Annotated in this window: 16 protein-coding genes; 10 read left to right on the forward strand and 6 right to left on the reverse strand. The window is 58.9% G+C overall.

Annotation, left to right across the window (positions count from 1 at the left end; all coding sequences use genetic code 11):
• Positions 1 to 37 precede the first annotated feature (37 nt).
• The 6 genes from AC1RO5_RS25285 to AC1RO5_RS25310 all read left to right on the forward strand — a co-directional run bounded on the left by AC1RO5_RS25285 (position 38) and on the right by AC1RO5_RS25310 (position 10,304).
• Positions 38 to 1,201 (forward strand): EAL domain-containing protein, encoded by a 1,164-nt coding sequence (locus AC1RO5_RS25285; RefSeq protein ID WP_258672899.1) that lies wholly within the window; start codon positions 38 to 40, stop codon positions 1,199 to 1,201.
• A gap of 67 nt (positions 1,202 to 1,268) precedes the next feature.
• Entirely contained in the window at positions 1,269 to 2,600 is a 1,332-nt protein-coding gene (locus AC1RO5_RS25290) for a deoxyguanosinetriphosphate triphosphohydrolase (protein WP_007940029.1), read from the forward strand.
• Positions 2,601 to 2,771: 171 nt separating this feature from the next.
• Positions 2,772 to 3,176, forward strand: coding sequence for a response regulator (locus AC1RO5_RS25295; protein WP_028939022.1), 405 nt, complete (start codon positions 2,772 to 2,774; stop codon positions 3,174 to 3,176).
• 254 nt (positions 3,177 to 3,430) lie between these two features.
• Positions 3,431 to 4,057, forward strand: coding sequence for a response regulator transcription factor (locus tag AC1RO5_RS25300; RefSeq protein ID WP_007940027.1), 627 nt, complete (start codon positions 3,431 to 3,433; stop codon positions 4,055 to 4,057).
• Positions 4,058 to 4,065: 8 nt separating this feature from the next.
• Positions 4,066 to 7,326, forward strand: a complete 3,261-nt coding sequence (locus AC1RO5_RS25305; RefSeq protein ID WP_493178283.1) for a transporter substrate-binding domain-containing protein — start codon at positions 4,066 to 4,068, stop codon at positions 7,324 to 7,326.
• Between the two features lie 32 nt (positions 7,327 to 7,358).
• The gene (locus AC1RO5_RS25310) at positions 7,359 to 10,304 is read left to right on the forward strand and encodes an HD domain-containing phosphohydrolase (protein WP_493178284.1); all 2,946 of its coding nucleotides are present in this window, start codon (positions 7,359 to 7,361) and stop codon (positions 10,302 to 10,304) included.
• On the opposite strand, the gene AC1RO5_RS25315 is transcribed toward AC1RO5_RS25310, so the two are convergent.
• Together AC1RO5_RS25315 and AC1RO5_RS25320 are read right to left on the reverse strand one after the other, a co-directional pair.
• Positions 10,305 to 10,787, reverse strand: coding sequence for a GAF domain-containing protein (locus tag AC1RO5_RS25315; protein WP_493178285.1), 483 nt, complete (start codon positions 10,785 to 10,787; stop codon positions 10,305 to 10,307).
• Entirely contained in the window at positions 10,784 to 11,674 is an 891-nt protein-coding gene (locus AC1RO5_RS25320) for an ATP-binding protein (RefSeq protein ID WP_019650558.1), read from the reverse strand. The genes AC1RO5_RS25315 and AC1RO5_RS25320 overlap by 4 nt, the downstream gene beginning before the upstream one ends.
• A gap of 166 nt (positions 11,675 to 11,840) precedes the next feature.
• Between AC1RO5_RS25320 and AC1RO5_RS25325 the strand changes: the two genes are divergently transcribed.
• Positions 11,841 to 14,162, forward strand: a complete 2,322-nt coding sequence (locus AC1RO5_RS25325) for a hybrid sensor histidine kinase/response regulator (protein ID WP_493178286.1) — start codon at positions 11,841 to 11,843, stop codon at positions 14,160 to 14,162.
• Here the strand turns inward: AC1RO5_RS25325 and AC1RO5_RS25330 are convergent.
• From AC1RO5_RS25330 to msrB, 3 genes are all read right to left on the reverse strand, one after another.
• Positions 14,146 to 14,607 carry a MarR family winged helix-turn-helix transcriptional regulator gene (locus tag AC1RO5_RS25330; protein ID WP_007940020.1) on the reverse strand — a complete coding sequence of 154 codons (462 nt, stop codon included), beginning with the start codon at positions 14,605 to 14,607 and terminating at the stop codon, positions 14,146 to 14,148. The genes AC1RO5_RS25325 and AC1RO5_RS25330 overlap by 17 nt on opposite strands.
• Positions 14,604 to 15,089 (reverse strand): glutathione peroxidase, encoded by a 486-nt coding sequence (locus tag AC1RO5_RS25335; protein ID WP_258672893.1) that lies wholly within the window; start codon positions 15,087 to 15,089, stop codon positions 14,604 to 14,606. The genes AC1RO5_RS25330 and AC1RO5_RS25335 overlap by 4 nt, the downstream gene beginning before the upstream one ends.
• Before the next feature lie 209 nt (positions 15,090 to 15,298).
• Positions 15,299 to 15,694, reverse strand: coding sequence for a peptide-methionine (R)-S-oxide reductase MsrB (gene msrB / locus AC1RO5_RS25340; protein ID WP_493178288.1), 396 nt, complete (start codon positions 15,692 to 15,694; stop codon positions 15,299 to 15,301).
• Between the two features lie 226 nt (positions 15,695 to 15,920).
• On the opposite strand from msrB, the gene AC1RO5_RS25345 reads away from it, so the two are divergent.
• Together AC1RO5_RS25345 and htpX are read left to right on the forward strand one after the other, a co-directional pair.
• Complete coding sequence (locus tag AC1RO5_RS25345) at positions 15,921 to 17,132, forward strand: pyridoxal phosphate-dependent aminotransferase (RefSeq protein ID WP_007940017.1); 1,212 nt, start codon at positions 15,921 to 15,923, stop codon at positions 17,130 to 17,132.
• A gap of 317 nt (positions 17,133 to 17,449) precedes the next feature.
• Positions 17,450 to 18,337, forward strand: a complete 888-nt coding sequence (gene htpX / locus AC1RO5_RS25350) for a protease HtpX (protein ID WP_007940016.1) — start codon at positions 17,450 to 17,452, stop codon at positions 18,335 to 18,337.
• A 195-nt stretch (positions 18,338 to 18,532) separates the two neighbouring features.
• On the opposite strand, the gene AC1RO5_RS25355 is transcribed toward htpX, so the two are convergent.
• On the reverse strand, positions 18,533 to 19,189 hold the full coding sequence (locus AC1RO5_RS25355; protein WP_493178289.1) for a thiopurine S-methyltransferase: 657 nt from the start codon (positions 19,187 to 19,189) through the stop codon (positions 18,533 to 18,535).
• A 103-nt stretch (positions 19,190 to 19,292) separates the two neighbouring features.
• Between AC1RO5_RS25355 and AC1RO5_RS25360 the strand changes: the two genes are divergently transcribed.
• Positions 19,293 to 20,060, forward strand: coding sequence for a DODA-type extradiol aromatic ring-opening family dioxygenase (locus AC1RO5_RS25360; RefSeq protein WP_493178290.1), 768 nt, complete (start codon positions 19,293 to 19,295; stop codon positions 20,058 to 20,060).
• The last annotated feature ends 166 nt before the right edge of the window (positions 20,061 to 20,226 follow it).

Raw genomic sequence — 20,226 nt, forward strand, 5'->3', positions numbered from 1 at the left:
GGTTTTATCCAGAACAACACCTTACTAAGGAGGCCTCGTGATCGACGGGCAACCGCTCGCCTGTTTTCAGCCATTCATCGATACCGCCACAGGCCGTATCGCGGGTGTCGAAGCGCTGGGCCGACTGCGCCAGGCCGATGGTCAACTGACCTCGGTAGGTGCGCTGTTCGCCGATCCGCGAACCCCGGCCATCGCCCTGCGACGTCTCGATCGCCAGATTCGCGACAACGCCCTGAGCCGTCTGCATGAAGCGCCCGCGGACTGGTTTCTCAGCCTGAACATCTCACCCCGCTGGATCAGCCGCTTGCGCCGGGACCAGGCACTGCCTAGCCTCAAGCAACTGAGCAGGCATGGTGTCGACGCACAGCGAATCGTCTTCGAGATCACCGAATTGGGCGGCGACAGCCAGCGTCTGGCTGAAGTCGTGGCCCGCTACCGGCAAGCCGGGGCGCGAATCGCCATCGATGATTTCGGTGCCGGTTACTCTCAACTCGATCGCGTGCTGGCCTTGCAACCGGACATTCTCAAGCTCGACATGCGGTTGTTCCAGGCCGCCGCGTTGGGCGGCCCCAGCAGCGATGTGGTCAAGGCGCTGGCGCAAATGGCGGAGAAAACCGGTTGCTGGATCATCGCCGAAGGCGTGGAAACCGAAGCTCAACTGAATTTTGCCCTGGAGTGTGGCTCACGCTACGTACAGGGTTTTCTGTTCGCCCGGGCGCAAGCGGATTTCTTCGCCACCGACGCCTTTGTCGAGCGCTTCGCGCAACTGCGCCAGCGTTACGTTCAGCAAAAGCTGACTGAACGCGCTCGCCTGATGATCATGCGTCAGCAACTCAGCGAACTGATGGCCATCCTGCAAGCCTGGGCTCAAGCCGGCGCGCCCCTAAGCGCCTTGCCGCAATTGCAGGCGTTTCCCTGGCTGTTGCGTTTTTATCAGTGCGACCGCCACGGCACGCAACTGACCCCCAACCTGGAATGGCGCAACAACGGCTGGGAAGCCGATAACCGCTACCTGGGCCATAACTGGTCATGGCGCCCCTATTTTTATCACTTGCTGGCCGAGGGTTGGGATGAGCGCCGTCTGACGCTTTCCAACACTTACCGCGACGCCACCAGCAATCAGTACTGCCTCACTGCGGGGCAGTTTTTCGATAACGGCGAACGGCTACTGCTCATCGATATCGACGCTGCGGGGTTGTAGTTCTCCTTGCAGGTACCGGCGCGAAACGGGAAGCTAGGGGATCAGTCACCTGACGGAGAAACCAGCCTTGGATTGGCACACCCTGCTTACCCGCGAACGCCTCGGAAAACCTGTGCACAGCCCGGAAGAACTCGGCCGCAGCCCTTTCCATAAAGACCACGACCGGATCATTTTCTCGGGCGCGTTTCGCCGTCTCGGGCGCAAGACCCAGGTCCATCCGGTCTCCAGCAACGATCACATTCATACGCGCCTGACCCACTCGCTGGAAGTCAGCTGCGTCGGCCGTTCGCTGGGGATGCGCGTCGGTGAAACCATCCGCAGCGCACTGCCCGACTGGTGCGAACCGAGCGACCTGGGGATGGTGGTGCAATCGGCCTGCCTGGCCCATGACATCGGCAATCCACCCTTCGGCCACTCTGGCGAAGACGCGATCCGCCACTGGTTCCAGCAGGCCGCCGGCCGTGGCTGGCTGGATGCCATGAGCGAAGCCGAACGCAACGACTTCCTCAACTTCGAAGGCAATGCCCAAGGGTTCCGGGTGCTCACCCAGCTTGAATACCATCAGTTCGAAGGAGGCACCCGGCTGACTTATGCCACCCTGGGCACCTACCTGAAATACCCGTGGACGGCCCGACACGCCGACTCACTGGGCTACAAGAAGCACAAGTTCGGCTGCTACCAGAGCGAATTGCCGCTGCTGGAACAGATCGCGCATAAACTCGGCCTGCCCCAACTGGAAGAGCAGCGCTGGGCGCGCCATCCGCTGGTGTATCTGATGGAGGCCGCCGACGACATCTGCTATGCGCTGATCGATCTGGAGGATGGCCTGGAGATGGAGCTGCTGGAGTACGCCGAAGTCGAGTCCCTGCTGCTGGACCTGGTGGGCGACGATCTCCCGGAAACCTATCGCCAGCTCGGCCCACAGGATTCGCGGCGGCGCAAATTGGCGATTCTGCGGGGCAAAGCCATCGAACACCTGACCAACGCAGCAGCCCGAGCCTTCGTCGAGCAACAGGACGCGTTGCTGTCCGGCACGCTGCCGGGGGACCTTGTCGAACACATGCATGGCCCGGCCAAACGCTGCGTCTTGAATGCCAAGGACATGGCACGCAAAAAAATCTTCCAGGACAAGCGCAAGACGCTCCACGAAATCGGCGCCTACACCACCCTGGAAATCCTGCTCAATGCTTTTTGCGGCGCAGCACTGGAGCAGCACAACGGTCGTACGCCCTCCTTCAAGAACCGGCGCATACTCGACCTGTTGGGCAACAATGCACCCGATCCCCATGGCCCGTTGCACACCTCGTTCTTGCGCATGATTGATTTCATCGCCGGCATGACCGACAGCTATGCCGGTGAAATGGCGCTTGAAATGACCGGTCGTTCAAGCCACGGATAACAGCGCATCGATCAGCCGCATCAGCGACGTCTGAACGGCTGATCGAATGTCTCGACATTCATCTGTATTTCAACATCGACAGAATCGCCCTACACCTTGTGCAGAGCTGACTGATCGATTGTTCGGCCATCTCGCGAAACAATTGCACACCCACTGCTCGACAGATGACGCATGAAAACTCCTACGTTCAAACACGATTGGCACATATTGCTGGTGGAAGATCATCCGTTTCAGCTGAGAGCGACTCAATACCTGCTCGAGAGTTACGGCTTCACCCAGCTGACCACCACTGACAGTGCCGAAGGCGCCTTGCAACAAATGCTCAAGGCTGCGCAACCGTTCGATATTCTTCTGTGCGACCAATGCCTGCCCGACCTTCCCGGTCTTGATTTGATCGAGTTCGCCAGTCACCGGGGAATGATCAGACAGGCAATACTGCTGAGCAGCCTGACATCCGCCGAACTGGAAAAACTTAAAACAGTAGCCTACGAACACGGACTTCCCTTGCTGGGTTACTTGATCAAGCCATTGAAACAATCAGACTTTAGAAACTTGTTGACCTTAGCCTCACAATAAAACAGGCCAATCCCCACACACTAAAACCACACCCAAAACACAGATTAAAACTTATAACCCAACGCTTTCACCCTCTTGACTACATCATCCAAACTTTACCCCTTCCTCATTCAAAACCTAGTTGGTACGTAGTCCGTTTCTTTTTCAATTGTAGGACTTTTCCTATATTGCTGCTATCGGCTTGTCAGTTCATGCACCCCCTCAACTACTGAGCTAAGGTGCGCGCTTTATTTGTGCACGTATGGGATTTGATTATGAACTCCGTTTTTATTGTCGACGATCACCCTGTCATCCGCCTTGCCGTTCGTATGCTGCTGGAACATGAAGGTTACAAAGTCGTCGGCGAAACTGACAATGGCGTCGATGCCATGCAGATGGTGCGCGAATGCATGCCCGACCTGATCATCCTCGACATCAGTATTCCCAAACTGGATGGGCTGGAAGTGCTCTCACGTTTCAACGCAATGAGCACGCCATTAAAAACACTGGTATTAACTGCACAATGCCCGAAACTTTTTGGTATTCGCTGCATGCAGTCAGGTGCATCAGGGTATGTATGCAAACAGGAAGAGCTCAGTGAACTGGTGAGTGCGATCAAAGCAGTATTATCAGGTTACAACTACTTCCCCAGCGAGGCCTTGAACCCGGTTCGTTGTGACGACGCACAGTGGGCGGACCTGGACTTGTTCAAATCCGTAAATGATCGAGAGTTGATGGTATTACAACTTTTTGCCCAGGGTCGCACCAACAAGGAAATTGCCAAGGGCATGTTCCTCAGCAACAAGACTGTCAGCACCTATAAAAAACGACTTATGCAGAAACTCAAAGCCAAATCTCTGGTTGAACTCATCGATATGGCAAAACGTAACGCGTTAGTGTGAGGAACAGGATGCCCAGTCGTTTGAAGGATTTTCCAAGACTCATGGTCGCGGCTTTATGCCTGAGTACCCCGGTGCTCGCGGCGCAGACGGCCAGTGAAAACTACACACTGCTCAGTCGCTCAACGACCGGGCACATGGAAGTCCAGCTGGATACCTCACAACGACAATGGGTCAAAGACAAACGTGAATTGATCCTGGGCACGTCAGGCCCGGATTATCCGCCTTTCGACCTGACACTCAGCGGCCACGACTACGAAGGTTTCACCGCCGACTACGCCGGCATCCTCGGCAAGGTTACGGGGTTGCCCGTCAAGGTTCAGCGCTTCGCGTCCCGAGGAGCTGCGATCGAGGCGCTGGAAAAGGGTCAGGTCGACATGCTCGGCACCGCCAATGGGTTCGAAGCCGACAATGCCGACATTGCGCTGTCCATCCCTTACGCCGTGGATCAACCAGTGCTGGTGACACGGGAAGGAGAAACCAGGTCTCTGACCGATGGTCTTGCCGGCCTGCGGCTTAGCATGGTGTATCACTATCTGCCTCTGGACGAAGTCAGGGCGCTGTACCCCAAGGCAATCATCACCTCCTACCCGTCCTACCAAAATGCAATCAACGCGGTTGCCTTCGACCAGGCCGACGTTTTTCTCGGTGACACCATTTCAACTCATTACATGATCAACAAGGGGTATCTGAACAACATCCGCATGGCCAACTTCGGTAAACACGAAGCCCATGGTTTCAGCTTTGCCGTACAGAAGGGCAACCCGGACCTGCTCGGGATCATCAACGCGGTACTCAAGGCCATCCCCACCAGCGAACGGGAAAACATCGCCAAACGCTGGAGTGCCGGCAGCGACATTCTTCTCACCGATCAAAAACTGCAACTCACCCACCACGAAGAACGCTGGCTGACGCAACATCCGGTTGTGCGGGTGGTGGTTAATGAAGCATTTGCGCCGCTGACGTTTTTTGACAGCGACGGCAACTTTCGGGGTGTCACGGCTGACCTGCTCGAACTGATCAGATTGCGCACCGGTTTGCGCTTCGAGATCCAGCGCAGCCGAAGCGATGACGAGATGGTCGAGCAGATCGCTAACCAGCAGGCCGACCTGATCGCCGCCCTGCTCCCCAGCGCACAGCGTGAAACGATGTTGAACTTCAGCCGCCCATATCTGGAAAACTCCTTTGTCCTGCTGACACGCAAAGCGGCCGACAGCCCGACAAACCTCAACCAGCTGCAGGACAAACGCCTGGCCATTGCCCAGGGCAATCCACTGGTGGATTACCTGCGTAGCGAGTTTCCGCGGATCAACCTGGTTGAAACTCCAGACACGTTCAGTGCCGTGGAGTTGCTCGCCGAGGGTAAGGCAGAAGGTGCGGTGAACTCATTGGTGATCGCCAACTACTTCATCTCATCGCGGATCTTCGAGCGGACACTTCAGATCACCACCACCATCGGCACCCAACAGGCGGCATTTTCCCTGGCGACCGGGCGCGACGCCAAAGAACTGAATGCCATCCTCGACAAGGCGCTGTTGAGCATCGCACCGGAAGAGCTGGGCATCATCAACAACCGCTGGCGTGGCTATTCAGCGGCCTCGCAAAGTACCTGGCGCAACTATCACCGAGTGTTCTATCAGATCGTGACCGGCGCGGGTGTACTGCTGCTGATATCCGTTGCCTGGAATGCCTATATGAGACGCCAGATAAAACAGCGGCAGGCGGCGAAAGAACGTGCCGATGAAGCCAACCGGGCTAAAAGCACCTTTCTGGCAACCATGAGCCATGAGATCCGCACGCCGATGAACGCGATCATCGGCATGCTGGAGCTGACACTCAAACGTATTGATCCTGACCATCCGGATCGACCGGCCATCGACGTCGCGTATCACTCGGCAAAAGACCTGTTGGAACTGATCGGGGACATTCTCGACATTGCGCGCATCGAATCCGGACGTCTGAGCCTGAGCCCGGAGCGTGTCAATCTGGCTGAAACCGTAGCCTCGGTGGTGCGGATCTTCGACGGGCTGGCCCGGCAAAAAAATCTCGGACTGCACCTGACATTCAACCCTGCCAAACCTGCGACCGATGTCCTGTTGGACCCGATGCGTTTCAAACAGGTGCTGTCCAACCTGGTCAGCAATGCAATCAAGTTTACGCAACAGGGTCAGGTCAGGATCAGCCTCGAGTTGCAACCGACCGACGGACCCGACCGCGTGCAGCTGCAGTTGCTGGTTGAGGACAGTGGCGCCGGGATCAGCGAGCAGGATCAGCAGCGACTGTTCGAGCCTTTCGTCCAGGCCGATAACTCCGGCCAGTTACCCAGGGGCGGCGCGGGGCTGGGCCTGGTGATCAGCCGCAATCTGTGCGAAATGATGGGCGGCAACCTGCAATTGAGCAGCCAGCCCGGGGTCGGCACTCAAGTTCGGGTTTCGCTGAGTCTGGCAACCCTGCCGCCTGTACAGATGCCGGAAATTGCCGAGCCACCGATTCACCAGAGCGCAGCCCCCTTGAACGTTCTGGTGGTCGACGATCACCCGGCCAATCGCTTGCTCATGTGCCAGCAACTGGAGTTTCTGGGGCATCGGTCCAAGGTCGCAGCGGATGGCGAGGCCGGATTGGAGGCGTGGAAAGATCAGCCATTCGACCTGGTGATTGCCGATTGCAACATGCCGATCATGAATGGATATGAGATGGCTCGTGCCATTCGCCAACATGAACAGCGCATGCAGCGCCCTGCCTGTACCGTTCTGGGTTTCACCGCCAATGCGCAACCGGAGGAAAGACAACGCTGCAAACAATCCGGGATGGACGATTGCCTGTTCAAACCTCTCAGCCTGACAGCCTTGAGCCAATGGATCGAAGGCATTGCACCGACGGTCCGCGACCCGGCGTTCAGTCTGGAGGGACTGCACCTGTTGACCGGTGGCAATCCGGCACTGAACCGGCGATTGTTGACCGAGCTGCTGAATAGCAACCACCTGGATAGGCAAACGCTGCTGACGTTGTCCCGGTCAAACGACCGGCAGTCACTCCTCGACATTGCCCACAAAATCAAGGGAGCGGCGCGAATCGTCCAGGCCTCCCGACTGATCGACAGTTGCGAGGCGCTCGAAAAGGCCTGCAATAACAGGCCCCACCACGATCAAGTGGCCGATTGCAGCAAGTCCATGGAGCGCGCCATGCTCGAACTGGATCAAGCGTTGCAACAACAGCTCGCACGACACGACAAACAGCAGAATGACGGAGCGTTAACTATGCTGGAAGGCTGAGCAGTGTGTTCATTGTCATGGAGAAAGCTGCAATGCCCAGCCCACTGCGCCCGGACCAGCGCCGGTTTCCCCTGCACATCCATATCAGCGTGATGTTCACGTTCCTGCTGTTGCTGACCGGGGTGGTGCTGGGCATTTTCAACTATCGGCAAACCACCCGGATCATTCTTTCCAGCAGTGAAAAGCTCTTCAACCGCATCGAGCAGGATGTCCGTCTGGACCTGCATCGCACCTATGAGCCGATTCGTCATCTGCTGAGCCTGCTGGCGGACAATCCGGCAACCCAGGCGCCCGACCTTGAGCAACGCCTGGCGTTGCTCAAGCCCTTCAGTCAATCACTCACGGACAACCCCGATCTGGCCTCGCTGTACCTGGGCTACGGCAATGGCGACTTCTTCATGGTTCGTCCCCTGCGCAGCGTCGCCCTGAAAACGCAGCTCAAGGCACCGGACACCGCGGCGTATCAGGTATGGAGCATCGAGCATCCAGGCGCCGGTCAGGTCCGCTCCCAATCCTTGTTTTTCGATCAGAACCTGGCCCTCGTCAGCCGCCTGGACAACCCCGACGAAATCTACGATCCGCGCACCCGCACCTGGTTCTCCAGCGCCCGCAGCGACCGTGATCAGATCACCACCGAGCCCTACCTGTTTTTCTCCACCCACAACGTCGGCACGACCCTGGCGCGGCGCAGTGGTGAGCACGCGGTGATGGGGGCCGACCTTACGCTGGTGGAACTGTCAGCGACCCTGGCCAAACATGTGGTGACGCCCGGCACCGAAATTGTGCTGCTCGATGCCGAGGGCAATGCCGTCGCCTACCCCGACAGCAGAAAACTGATCGTCGACGACCAGACGGCCCGGCTGATCAAAGCCGCCGACCTGAGCCCCAGCCTCGCGGCCCTGCTCACCAGTCCCCCTGAGATCAATCGCCTGAACGCGGCGGGTCGTCAATGGATCGTGGCGCGCAGCAGCATGCAGGAGGGTGGGCCCCAGGGGCTGCAACTGGCGCTGCTGGTGCCAGAGGACGAGTTGCTCGTCGATGCCTACCGCATGCGCTGGCAAGGCGCGCTGATTACCCTGGCAACGCTGCTGTTGTGCCTGCCCATGGGCTGGCTGACCTCCAGAATCCTGGTCAAACCCTTGCGCGCCCTGGTGCAGGAAGCCGATGCGATTCGTAGTTTCGATTTCAATTTTCCGGCCAGCCGTCGCTCGCCGGTGCTGGAAGTCGACCAACTGAGCGTGTCGATGGCGCGCATGAAAGATACCCTGGCGAGTTTTTTCCGGATCACCGACAGCCTGAGCGCCGAAACCCGTTTCGTCCCCTTGCTGCAACGGGTGTTATTTGAAACCGTGCAGATCGGCCAGGCCCAGGCCGGTCTGCTCTACCTTCGCGAAGGTGATGAAAATCGCGTGGAACCTCATGCGCTGGTCATCAACGGCAGCTCACAGGCCTTGCCGTCATTCGACATTCAAGGACACGTACCCCAGGATCCGCAGAGCCCTCAGTGGATGCAAACACTGTCGACCGCCGACAATGCCGTCACCTCCCTGGGCTTCGAACAGGCGGGGGATCTGCAGAAAGTCTTGCTCGCGATGGAGTGCCCGCGGGTTCATCTGATCGGTATTCGGCTGCACAATCGCCATAACGAAACCGTGGGCCTGCTGGTCCTGCTGCTGGCCGACAGCGGCACGCAAGACGACCTGGAAAAACTGCGCCCGGATCGCATCGCGTTTCTCCAGGCAGTGTCTGGCGCGGCCGCCGTGAGTATCGAAAGTCAGCGCCTGCAAGCCAGGCAAAAACAGCTGCTGGACTCATTCATTCAATTGCTGGCCGGAGCGATCGATGCCAAGAGTCCCTACACCGGCGGACACTGCCAGCGAGTGCCGGTACTGACGCTGATGCTGGCACAGGCGGCCGCCGCCAGTCAGGACCCGGCCTTCAGCAGCTATCAGCCCAGCGAAGATGAATGGGAGGCGTTGCACATCGCCGCCTGGCTGCATGATTGCGGCAAGGTCACCACCCCTGAATACGTGGTCGACAAAGCCACGAAACTTGAGACCCTGTACGACCGCATCCACGAAATCCGCACCCGTTTCGAAGTGCTCAAGCGTGACGCCTGGATCAGTTATTGGCAGGCCATCGCTCTGGGGGGTGACGAGTCGCATCTGGCGCAATTGCGCAATGCGAGCCTGGCGGCGCTGGATGATGATTTCGCGTTCGTGGCGCGCTGCAACCTGGGCAGCGAGGCCATGGCCGAGGCCGATCTGCAGCGGCTGAACACCATCGCCCAACGTACCTGGAGCCGAACCCTGGATGATCGGCTTGGCGCTTCGTGGGAAGAGAACCGTCGCCAGGCCCGGACTCCGGCGCCGACCCTGCCGGTCAGCGAGCCGCTGTTGGCGGATAAACCCGAGCATCTGCTCGAGCGCGCCGACAGCGAACTGATCCCGGACGACAATCCCTGGGGATTCAAGCTCGACGTGCCGCGCTACAAGTACAACCGGGGCGAACTTTACAACCTGAGCATCGCCCGAGGCACCCTGACCCGCGAGGAGCGTTACATCATCAATCACCACATGGTGCAGACGATCCTGATGCTCAGTCACCTGCCCTTCCCCGGCCACCTCAATAACGTCGCGGAAATCGCCGGCGGCCACCACGAAAAAATGGACGGCACCGGTTATCCCAAACGCTTGAAGCGCGAAGACATGAGCCTGCCGGCGCGGATGATGGCGATTGCCGATATTTTCGAAGCGCTGACCGCCGCCGATCGCCCCTACAAGAAAGCCAAGTCCTTGAGCGAAGCGCTGGGCATCATGGCCACCATGTGCCGTGACGCCCACATCGACGCTGAATTGTTCGGGCTGTTCATCAACGACGAAATCTACTTGCAGTACGCCAGCCAATTCCTGGAGCCACAACAGATCGATGCCGTCGACCCGACAAGCCTGCTGATCAAGGCTGGCTTGAAAGCCTGATCAGCAGTCGGTCAGACGCAGGAAAATCGCCGCCAGTTGCTCGATTCCGGCCTGATCGTCAGTGGTAAAACGCGCCAGCTTCGGGCTGTCGAGGTCCAGCACGCCGATCAGTCGACCGCCCTTGACCAACGGCACGACGAGTTCACTGTTCGATGCGCTGTCGCAAGCGATGTGGCCGGGGAATGCGTGTACGTCTTCGACCCGCTGGGTCTGCAAGGTGGCAGCGGCAGCCCCGCACACGCCGCGACCGAATGGAATCCGTACGCAGGCGATCTGCCCCTGAAACGGGCCAAGCACCAGTTCTTCGTTGCGATTAAGGTAGAAACCGGCCCAGTTCAGGTCATCGAGCTGGTTGAACAGAAACGCGGAAAATTGCGCGGCGTTGGCGATAAAATCACGCTCGTCCGCCAGCAACGATTCCAGCTGTGCCCATAGCATGCCGTAGCCCTCGAGGCCCTGGCCGCTCTTTTGTAAATCGATCATGCCTTTTGCTCCAACAGCTTCAGCCCGACCCAATAGCGGGCAAATTGATACGCGCAACGTCCGTTGCGATTACCCCGGCCTGTGGCCCAGCGCACCGCGAGGATGTCCAACTCTTCGTCACGCTGCCACTTGAGGCCGGCCTTGTCGGCCAATTGGCCGATCCAGTGCTCGACGACGTTGAGGAAATGCTCCTGAGTAAACGGATAGAACGACAGCCACAGGCCAAAACGGTCCGACAGCGCGATCTTGTCTTCCACCGCCTCATTGGGATGGAGCTCGCCATCGACCCTTTTCCAGTTTTCGTTATCGCTTTCCTTTTCCGGCACCAGATGGCGACGGTTGGAGGTGGCGTACAGCAGAACGTTGTCTGGCGCCTGTTCGAGAGAGCCATCGAGTACGCTTTTGAGCACGCGATAATCGCCCTCGCCCGACTCGAACGACAGGTCATCGCAGAACAGCACAAACCGTTGAGGCAGCTTGGCAATCTGCTCGACCACCCGCGGCAAGTCCGCCAGGTGATCGCGCTCGATCTCGATCAGCCGCAGACCGTTCCTGGCGTGTTCGGCCAGCAAGGCGCGCACCAGCGACGATTTACCGGTGCCCCGCGAGCCCCAGAGCAAGGCGTGATTGGCAGGCATGCCGTCGAGGAACTGTTGAGTATTGCGGCCCAATTGCTCAAGTTGCCGGTCAACGCCGATCAGGTCGGACAGGCGCATGTCGAGGCTGACTTGCAGCGGCAACAGAAAACCGTTGCGACCCTCGCGTTGCCAGCGTGCGGCCAGGCAATGTGTCCAGTCGACCGTTTGCCGAGGCGCCGGCAGCAGCGGTTCGATACGAGCCAGAACCGCATCGGCGCGTTCAAGAAAAGCATTCAATCGGGAATCCACGTCTTCTCCTCGGGCACGTTCACAGTGATGATGGCGGTACAGCGACGAAACACAGCATCCGATGCCCGGCCAACACCCCGTACAGGTGTTTTACGAGAACATCGGTATCCATTGATGATCGACTATGCTTGAGCAGCGAAGGGAAACGGAAGTGGTTCAACATCCCATGGATATCAAGTTCAGCCAGCGGCTGTCGTACAAGCAAGCCCGGCTTACGGTGCTGGTCGGTTTCATTCTGGGCACGCTGCTCAGCCTTGTGCAAATTGGCATCGATTATGCCAGCGAAGACGCCTCCATCAACCGCGAAATCCTGTCGTTGCTGGAAATCAGCCATAACCCCGCGTCTCGCATCGCCTACAACATCGACGCCGAACTCGCCCAGGAACTGATCCTGGGTCTGCTGCGCTCCCCGGCGATCATCGGCGCGAAATTGACCGACAACAACAATACCGTGCTGGCCAGCGTCAAACGCCCGGGCCTGGAAAACAATTACCGGGTGCTCAGCGACTTCCTGTTCGGCGCCAACCGACAGTTTGAAGACCGTCTTTACCTCGACCACTTGCCGGACGAGTCCCTCGGGACCTTGCACCTGGATGTCGATACCTACACCTTCGGCAGTCGTTTCCTGCGCCGGGCCGAAGTGACCCTGCTCAACGGTTTCGCGCGCAGCCTGATCCTCACGGGCATTCTGCTGGCGCTGTTTTACGTGATGCTGACCAAACCGCTGGTGCGGGTCATCCGTGAACTCAGCGGTCGTGATCCGCGCAGCGCGGAGCCGACCTGGCTGGAGTATCCGGCGGGGCATGAAAACGATGAAATCGGGGTCTTGGTCAAGGTCGCCAATCAACAGTTCGATAACATTGCCACCGAGATCCAGCAGCGGCGCAATGCCGAAAACCGTCTGACCGACTACCTCTCGCAACTGGAAAATATCGTCTCGGCCCGTACGGCGGAACTCAAGGCCATCAACTCCCGGCTCAGCCTGTCCAACGATGAACTGGAAGTCGCCCGACGCACCGCCCTGGACATGGCCGAGGCACGCTCGGTGTTCCTGGCCAACATGAGTCATGAAATCCGCACACCTCTCAACGGTCTGCTGGGGATGATCGCGCTCTCGCTGGACGGCCCGCTCAATGCCGAGCAGCAGCAACAGCTGTCCATCGCCCATGACTCGGGCAAAGTGCTGGTGGAGCTGCTCAACGATATTCTCGACCTGTCGAAATTCGATGCCGGCCAGCTGGAACTCGAACACATTCCATTCGACCTCGGCTCGCTGATCGAAGACACCGCCAACCTGCTGTCCCAGAACGCCGCGCCGAGCGTCGAGCTGACGTGCCTGATCGACCCGCAATTTCCCGCGCTGGTGCTCGGAGATCCGACCCGGGTCCGGCAGATCGTCAGCAACCTGTTGTCCAACGCCCTCAAGTTCACCCGCTTCGGGCGGGTCGATGTGCGTCTTTCAACGTTCGAAGACGGCGTGCGAATCGAGGTCTGCGACACTGGCATCGGCATCGCCCAAGACGCGCAAGTCAAAATCTTCCAGCCGTTTACCCAGGCCGGTGCCGGCATTACCCGGCAATTCGGCGGTACCGGGCTGGGCCTGGCGCTGACTTATAACCTCTGCGAAGCCATGCAGGGGCGTCTGACGATCAGCTCGGAAGCAGGCTTCGGCAGTCAGTTCTGCGCCGACCTGCCGCTGCCCTGCCACACTCGCGCCATCCCGCCAGCAGCTCTGCAAGGCAACATCGTCGCGATCACGGCCGCCAGCAGCGGACTGGCGGAACTGCTACAGAATCTATTGCCCGAATGGGGGCTCGGCTATCAGCAGCGTTCCATCGATGACCGATTGATCGGCCTGGAACCTGATGTGTTGATCACCGACTGCCCCGAATGCCTGTTTGGCCTGCGCCCTACTTTAACCGCGCCGATTCTGCTGGTGACCGCTTACGGCAGTTTCCTGCCCAGCGAGCAAGCCAGCGCCCTGGCACCTTTGCAGCAACAGGCGCGACCGTTGGCGCGCAATGCGCTTTACCAGACATTGCGACGGATCTTGCAGCCGGAACTCAACACGATCAACGGTGCCCGGGTCGAAGTCCTCTCACCCCAGCGACGCGGGCGCATCCTGCTGGTGGAGGACAACCCGGTCAATCAGTTGGTGGCCAAGGGCATGCTCGGCAAACTCGGTTGCGAAGTGAGCGTCGCGGCCCATGGCGCCGAAGCTCTGGATCAGCTCGAGCACAGCGAATTCGATCTGGTGCTGATGGACTGCAACATGCCGGTAATGGACGGCTATGAAGCCAGCCGGCAGATCCGTCGTAGCGGACGCTGGCCACAACTGCCCATCGTCGCCCTGACCGCCAACGCCATGTCCGAAGAACGCGAACGCTGCCGTGCGGCGGGCATGAGCGACTACCTGGCCAAACCCTTCCGCCGGGAAGAGCTGGCGGCCCTGCTCGACTTGTGGATACCCACTACGACAGCGATTTGATTTGCCCCAACAGGTGATCGAGCCCATCGCGCAGCTCATTCAGGCGATCCAGATCGACACCGCTATCGCACAACAGGCGGGCCTTGAGTGGCCCGACCTGATCGCGTAAGGCCTTGCCGGTGGACGACAGGCTCAAGTGCACCTCACGCTCATCGCGCGCCGAACGCTGACGCTGCACCAGTTGCAGTTGCTCAAGACGCTTGAGCAGCGGCGTCAGGGTCCCGGAATCCAGCGCCAGGCGCTCACCAAGGGCCTTGACCGTCGGCTGCTCCGGCGCTGCCTCCTGCCATTCCCACAGCACCAGCATCGCCAGGTACTGCGGGTAAGTCAGGCCCAGTTGATCGAGCATCGGCTTGTAGGCACGGATCACCGCCCGAGAAGCGGCGTACAGCTTGAAGCAGAGCTGACTGTCGAGTTTCAGCGAATCGACTGACAACGTGTTCATTTGAGCAGGGCTTCGATCTCGCGGCGCAGCGCTTGCGGCTTGGTGGCCGGAGCAAAGCGCTTGACCAGCTGACCGTCCTTGCCGATCAGGAACTTGGTGAAGTTCCACTTGATGCCCTGGGAACCCAACACACCCGGCGCGCGTTTTTTCAGCTGAACGAATAGCGGGTGAGCACCGGCACCGTTGACTTCGATTTTCTTGAACAGCGGGAAACTCACCCCGTAATTCAACTCGCAGAACTCGGTAATCGCCCCTTCGTTGCCCGGCTCCTGTTGGCCGAACTGATTGCAAGGAAAGCCGAGCACCACCAGGCCTTGATCCTTGTAGGTCTTCCACAGTTCTTCGAGGCCTTTGTACTGCGGGGTAAAACCGCATTTGCTGGCGGTGTTGACCACCAGCACCGCTTTACCGGCGAAATCGGCCAGGGTCTTTTGCTCCCCCTTGATGGTGGTGCAAGGGATGCTCAGCAGGTTGTCGCTCATGGCACGAACTCCGAATGAAGGAATATCAAACATAGCGAGCAATTGAATTGTGTGCAATTTAATAAATCAATAACCACCCACACACGAACACCCCTGTAGGAGCTGCCGAAGGCTGCGATCTTTTGACTTTGTTTTTAAAAGACAAGATCAAAAGATCGCAGCCTTCGGCAGCTCCTACGCACGCAAATTACATGCGCGACATCAGCAGATTATTCGCGGGGAACGAGGTCCAGGCACACCGAGTTGATGCAATAACGCAAACCGGTTGGCGGCGGACCGTCCGGGAACACATGCCCAAGGTGCGCATCGCATTTGGCGCAGACCACTTCGGTGCGGATCATGCCGTGGCTGACATCACGGATCTCGACCATCGCGCTGTCCTCGATCGGCGCGTAGAAGCTCGGCCAGCCGCAGCCGGAATCGAACTTGGTTTTGGAGTCGAACAGCTGCGCGTTGCAGCAGATGCAGTGGTAAACGCCGTCGGTTTTGGTGCCGTTGTATTTACCGGAGAACGGTCGCTCGGTGCCCTTGAGGCGGCAAACGTTGTACTGCTCCGGATCAAGCATGGCCCGCCATTCTTCCAGGGTTTTTTCCAACTTTTCCATCGATACACCTCAGCAGCTGAAAAAGCCCGATCTGTACCTTTTCCACGGATCGGGCGGCACGTATGATTGCGCCTCGTCAAACGCCAGTCTGGCAGCCAGACCACGCGCATTCAAACGGATTTATGAGTGCCGCCACTCAAGGCGTCAGGCCTGTGTGAATACGCAGGATTCCCAGCACGGTCGTTCACACGCCGCCTGGATCGTTCATTTTCGGGAACACATCGCCATGCAGGTCAGCAAATCGAACAAGCTCGCCAACGTCTGCTACGACATTCGCGGCCCAGTGCTCAAGCACGCCAAACGCCTGGAAGAGGAAGGCCATCGCATCCTCAAGCTGAACATCGGCAACCCGGCGCCCTTTGGTTTCGAAGCGCCGGACGAAATCCTTCAGGACGTGATCCGCAACCTGCCGACCGCCCAGGGCTACAGCGACTCCAAAGGCCTGTTCAGCGCCCGTAAAGCCGTGATGCAGTACTACCAGCAAAAGCAGGTGGAAGGCGTCGGCATTGAAGACATCTACCTGGGCAACGGCGTTTCCGAGCTGATTGTGATGTCGATGCAGGCCCTGCTCAACAACGGCGACGAAGTGCTGGTGCCGGCCCCCGACTATCCACTGTGGACCGCCGCAGTGAGCCTGGCGGGCGGCAACCCGGTGCATTACCTGTGCGACGAGCAGGCCAACTGGTGGCCGGACCTGGCCGACATCAAGGCCAAGATCACCCCGAACACCAAGGCCCTGGTGATCATCAACCCGAATAACCCGACTGGCGCTGTGTATTCGAAAGAAGTCCTGCTGGGCATGCTGGAGCTGGCCCGTCAGCACAATCTGGTGGTGTTCTCCGACGAGATCTACGACAAGATCCTGTACGACGACGCCGTGCACATCTGCACCGCCTCGCTGGCACCGGACCTGCTGTGCCTGACCTTCAACGGCCTGTCCAAGTCCTATCGCGTGGCCGGCTTCCGCTCCGGCTGGATCGCCATTTCCGGCCCGAAACACCACGCCCAGAGCTACATCGAAGGCATCGACATGCTGGCTAATATGCGCCTGTGTGCCAACGTGCCGAGCCAGCACGCGATCCAGACCGCACTCGGCGGCTATCAGAGCATCAACGACCTGGTATTGCCCCAAGGGCGCCTGCTGGAACAGCGTAATCGTACCTGGGAACTGCTCAACGACATTCCGGGCGTGAGCTGCGTCAAGCCGATGGGTGCGCTGTATGCGTTCCCGCGGATCGATCCGAAAGTCTGCCCGATCCACAACGACGAGAAATTCGTGCTCGACCTGCTGCTCTCGGAAAAGCTGCTGGTGGTACAAGGCACGGCCTTCAACTGGCCATGGCCGGACCACTTCCGCGTGGTCACCCTGCCACGGGTCGACGACCTGGATCAGGCCATTGGCCGGATCGGCAACTTCCTCAAGTCCTATCGCCAGTAAATGGCCTGTCACCGTGCGACGCCGCTGAAAGTCGCACGGTGATTAATTCAGCAACACATCTGTGCGCCCTGCCCTGCATCGTCGTTTCAAACGCTGACTGACGACACGTTTCATGCCCTCGCCTAACAACGGCGGGGGCCTGCGACGCTAATTGGCTGACAACCGTTTCCCATGCCGACGTCGGAAATGCCCTTCATGCAGCTAAACTGTTGCCGTAGGACACAGTTTGAAATAGTCACCCGGTTGAATAGCCCGGTGCAGCACCTTATATACCCCGCAGTACGCTACATCTTTAGCACGAGGAGATTTCTACAACCATGATGCGCATTTTGCTGTTTTTGGCCACTAACCTGGCGGTCGTGCTGATTGCCAGCATCACCCTGAGCCTTTTCGGCTTCAACGGGTTCATGGCGGCCAACGGGGTTGATCTCAACCTCAATCAGCTGCTGATTTTCTGTGCGGTCTTTGGTTTCGCCGGTTCCCTGTTCTCGCTGTTCATCTCCAAGTGGATGGCGAAAATGAGCACCAGCACCCAGATCATCAGCCAGCCGCGCACCCGGCACGAGCAATGGCTGCTGCAAACCGTCGAGCAACTGTCCCGCGAAGCCGGGATCAAGATGCCCGAAGTCGGGATTTTCCCAGCCTATGAAGCCAACGCTTTCGCCACCGGCTGGAACAAGAACGACGCACTGGTCGCAGTCAGCCAGGGCCTGCTCGAACGTTTCTCGCCGGATGAAGTGAAAGCCGTTCTGGCCCACGAAATCGGTCACGTGGCCAATGGCGACATGGTCACCCTGGCGCTGATCCAGGGCGTGGTGAACACCTTCGTGATGTTCTTCGCCCGGATCATCGGCAACTTTGTCGACAAGGTGATCTTCAAGAACGAAGAAGGCCAGGGCATTGCCTACTACGTGGCGACCATCTTCGCTGAACTGGTCCTGGGCATCCTGGCCAGCGCCATCGTCATGTGGTTCTCGCGCAAGCGCGAATTCCGTGCAGACGAGGCCGGCGCAAGCCTGGCCGGCACCAGCGCAATGATCGGTGCCCTGCAGCGTCTACGTGCCGAACAAGGGCTACCGGTGCACATGCCGGATACCCTGAATGCCTTCGGCATCAACGGTGGTCTCAAACAAGGGTTCGCCCGCATGTTCATGAGCCACCCGCCACTGGAAGAACGCATCGACGCACTGCGTCGTCGGGGCTGACAGGCTCCGCACTAAAAGAAAAGGCCCGCAGTGAATGCGGGCCTTTTTTTCTGTTTGATTAATGCGGTGCTCTTCAGGCCTCTTCGCGGGCAAGCCTCGCTCCTACAAGTTTTATGTCGTCCCCCGAAAATGTGAACGACACAAGCCTGTAGGAGCGAGGCTTGCCCGCGAAGAGGCCAGCAAGCTCAACACACCTTAATGGCTGGAAACCCGATAAACCCGCTCCTCAAGCCGAGTGACGCCGGCCTCGAGAAACTTCCAGCTCTCACCCAGGACGTCCTGGTCTTCCAGGATCTTCAGCTCCCAAGACGCGCCCAGCAACCTTTGCACTTCGTCATCAAGCACCGCAAATGGCGGCCCGGCCATTTGTTCCTGGTCGTAATCCAGCGTAATCAAAAGCCCTAAAGAATCCTTCGGCAGGATCCGAATCAGATGAGCCGCGTATTGCTCACGCATCGCTGGCGGCAACGCGATCAGCGCCGCACGGTCGTACAGTGCGCTGCAATCAGCAACATCGCCTGCCGTCAACTCGAAGAAATCGCCGCACCACAGCTCGATAGAACCCGCCCGATAGACGTTGAAAGGCCCCTGCTCGCTGATTGCCGGGTCCAGTTGATGCTCATTGAAAAAGTCCTCGATGGCCTTTTCCGACAGCTCGATACCCAGCACCTCATGACCGCAATGCGCCAGCCACAACAGGTCCAGGCTCTTGCCACACAACGGCACCAGTACGCGAGAACCTTCATCAAGGCCCAGTTGCGGCCAGAACCGTTGCAGATAGGGATTTACTTCCGGCAGATGAAAGCCGATCTGATTCGACGCCCATCGTTTGTGCCAAAACTCCGGCTGCATAATTAACCCCGAAAAATTCGATCAAAAGACTCTAAAACTTATATTAGATTTAGATCAATGATCTGACTGAAGATGCTGCCATCTTACTCCCAGGAGCTCATTTATGTTCCCCAGCCTGTATATCTCTCATGGCTCCCCCATGCTGGCCCTGGAACCTGGCGCCAGCGGGCCGGCCCTCGCGAATCTGGCCGCGACAATGCCGAAGCCCAAGGCCATCGTGATCGTTTCCGCGCACTGGGAAAGCAGCGAATTGCTGGTCAGCGGCAACCCCCAACCCGAAACCTGGCACGACTTCGGCGGTTTTCCGCGGGCCTTGTTCGAGGTGCAGTACCCGGCACCCGGCAATCCGCAACTGGCGACGCAGGTTGTCGAACTGCTACAGGCCGATGGCCTGCCTGCGCGCATCGACGCCAAACGTCCGTTCGACCACGGCGTTTGGGTGCCCTTGTCGTTGATGTACCCGCAGGCCGATATCCCGGTGGTGCAGGTCTCGCTGCCCACCCGTGGCGGCCCGGCGCTGCAAACCCGCGTCGGCCATGCCCTGGCCAGCCTGCGCGAGCACGGCGTGCTGTTGATCGGTTCTGGCAGCATCACCCACAACCTGCGCGAACTGGACTGGCACGCCGGTCCGGAAAGCGTCGAACCCTGGGCCAAGGCGTTCCGCGACTGGATGATCGAGAAGCTCGAAGCGAACGATGAAGCCGCGCTGCACGACTATCGCCAGCAAGCGCCGAACGCGGTGCGCAACCATCCGAGTGACGAACATCTGTTGCCGCTGTACTTCGCCCGCTCGGCCGGGGGCGAGTTCAGCGTTGTGCACCAGGGATTCACCATGGGGGCGCTGGGCATGGATATTTATCGCTTCGGCTGATCGTTCCCACGCTCTGCGTGGGAATGCAGCCCGGGACGCTCCGCGTCCCAGAAGCGGACGCAGAGCGTCCATTGATTCATTCCCACGCAGAGCGTCACTAGTGTCCGGTAAAACCTTTTCAGAGCTGAAGGCTGCCTTGGGCAGCCTTCAGCTCTGTTCGCTTTTG

It is taken from the genome of Pseudomonas sp. GW822-FHT02G04 (assembly GCF_058802085.1).

What these genes read in the sequence shown, in the direction of transcription:
- AC1RO5_RS25295 (WP_028939022.1), top strand. Translation starts at nt 2,772, where the DNA reads ATGAAAACTCCTACGTTCAAACACGATTGGCACATATTGCTGGTGGAA.
- AC1RO5_RS25300 (WP_007940027.1), top strand. Translation starts at nt 3,431, where the DNA reads ATGAACTCCGTTTTTATTGTCGACGATCACCCTGTCATCCGCCTTGCC.
- AC1RO5_RS25305 (WP_493178283.1), top strand. Translation starts at nt 4,066, where the DNA reads ATGCCCAGTCGTTTGAAGGATTTTCCAAGACTCATGGTCGCGGCTTTA.
- AC1RO5_RS25310 (WP_493178284.1), top strand. Translation starts at nt 7,359, where the DNA reads ATGCCCAGCCCACTGCGCCCGGACCAGCGCCGGTTTCCCCTGCACATC.
- AC1RO5_RS25315 (WP_493178285.1), bottom strand. Translation starts at nt 10,787, where the DNA reads ATGATCGATTTACAAAAGAGCGGCCAGGGCCTCGAGGGCTACGGCATG.
- AC1RO5_RS25325 (WP_493178286.1), top strand. Translation starts at nt 11,841, where the DNA reads ATGGATATCAAGTTCAGCCAGCGGCTGTCGTACAAGCAAGCCCGGCTT.
- AC1RO5_RS25330 (WP_007940020.1), bottom strand. Translation starts at nt 14,607, where the DNA reads ATGAACACGTTGTCAGTCGATTCGCTGAAACTCGACAGTCAGCTCTGC.
- AC1RO5_RS25335 (WP_258672893.1), bottom strand. Translation starts at nt 15,089, where the DNA reads ATGAGCGACAACCTGCTGAGCATCCCTTGCACCACCATCAAGGGGGAG.
- msrB (WP_493178288.1), bottom strand. Translation starts at nt 15,694, where the DNA reads ATGGAAAAGTTGGAAAAAACCCTGGAAGAATGGCGGGCCATGCTTGAT.
- AC1RO5_RS25345 (WP_007940017.1), top strand. Translation starts at nt 15,921, where the DNA reads ATGCAGGTCAGCAAATCGAACAAGCTCGCCAACGTCTGCTACGACATT.
- htpX (WP_007940016.1), top strand. Translation starts at nt 17,450, where the DNA reads ATGATGCGCATTTTGCTGTTTTTGGCCACTAACCTGGCGGTCGTGCTG.
- AC1RO5_RS25355 (WP_493178289.1), bottom strand. Translation starts at nt 19,189, where the DNA reads ATGCAGCCGGAGTTTTGGCACAAACGATGGGCGTCGAATCAGATCGGC.
- AC1RO5_RS25360 (WP_493178290.1), top strand. Translation starts at nt 19,293, where the DNA reads ATGTTCCCCAGCCTGTATATCTCTCATGGCTCCCCCATGCTGGCCCTG.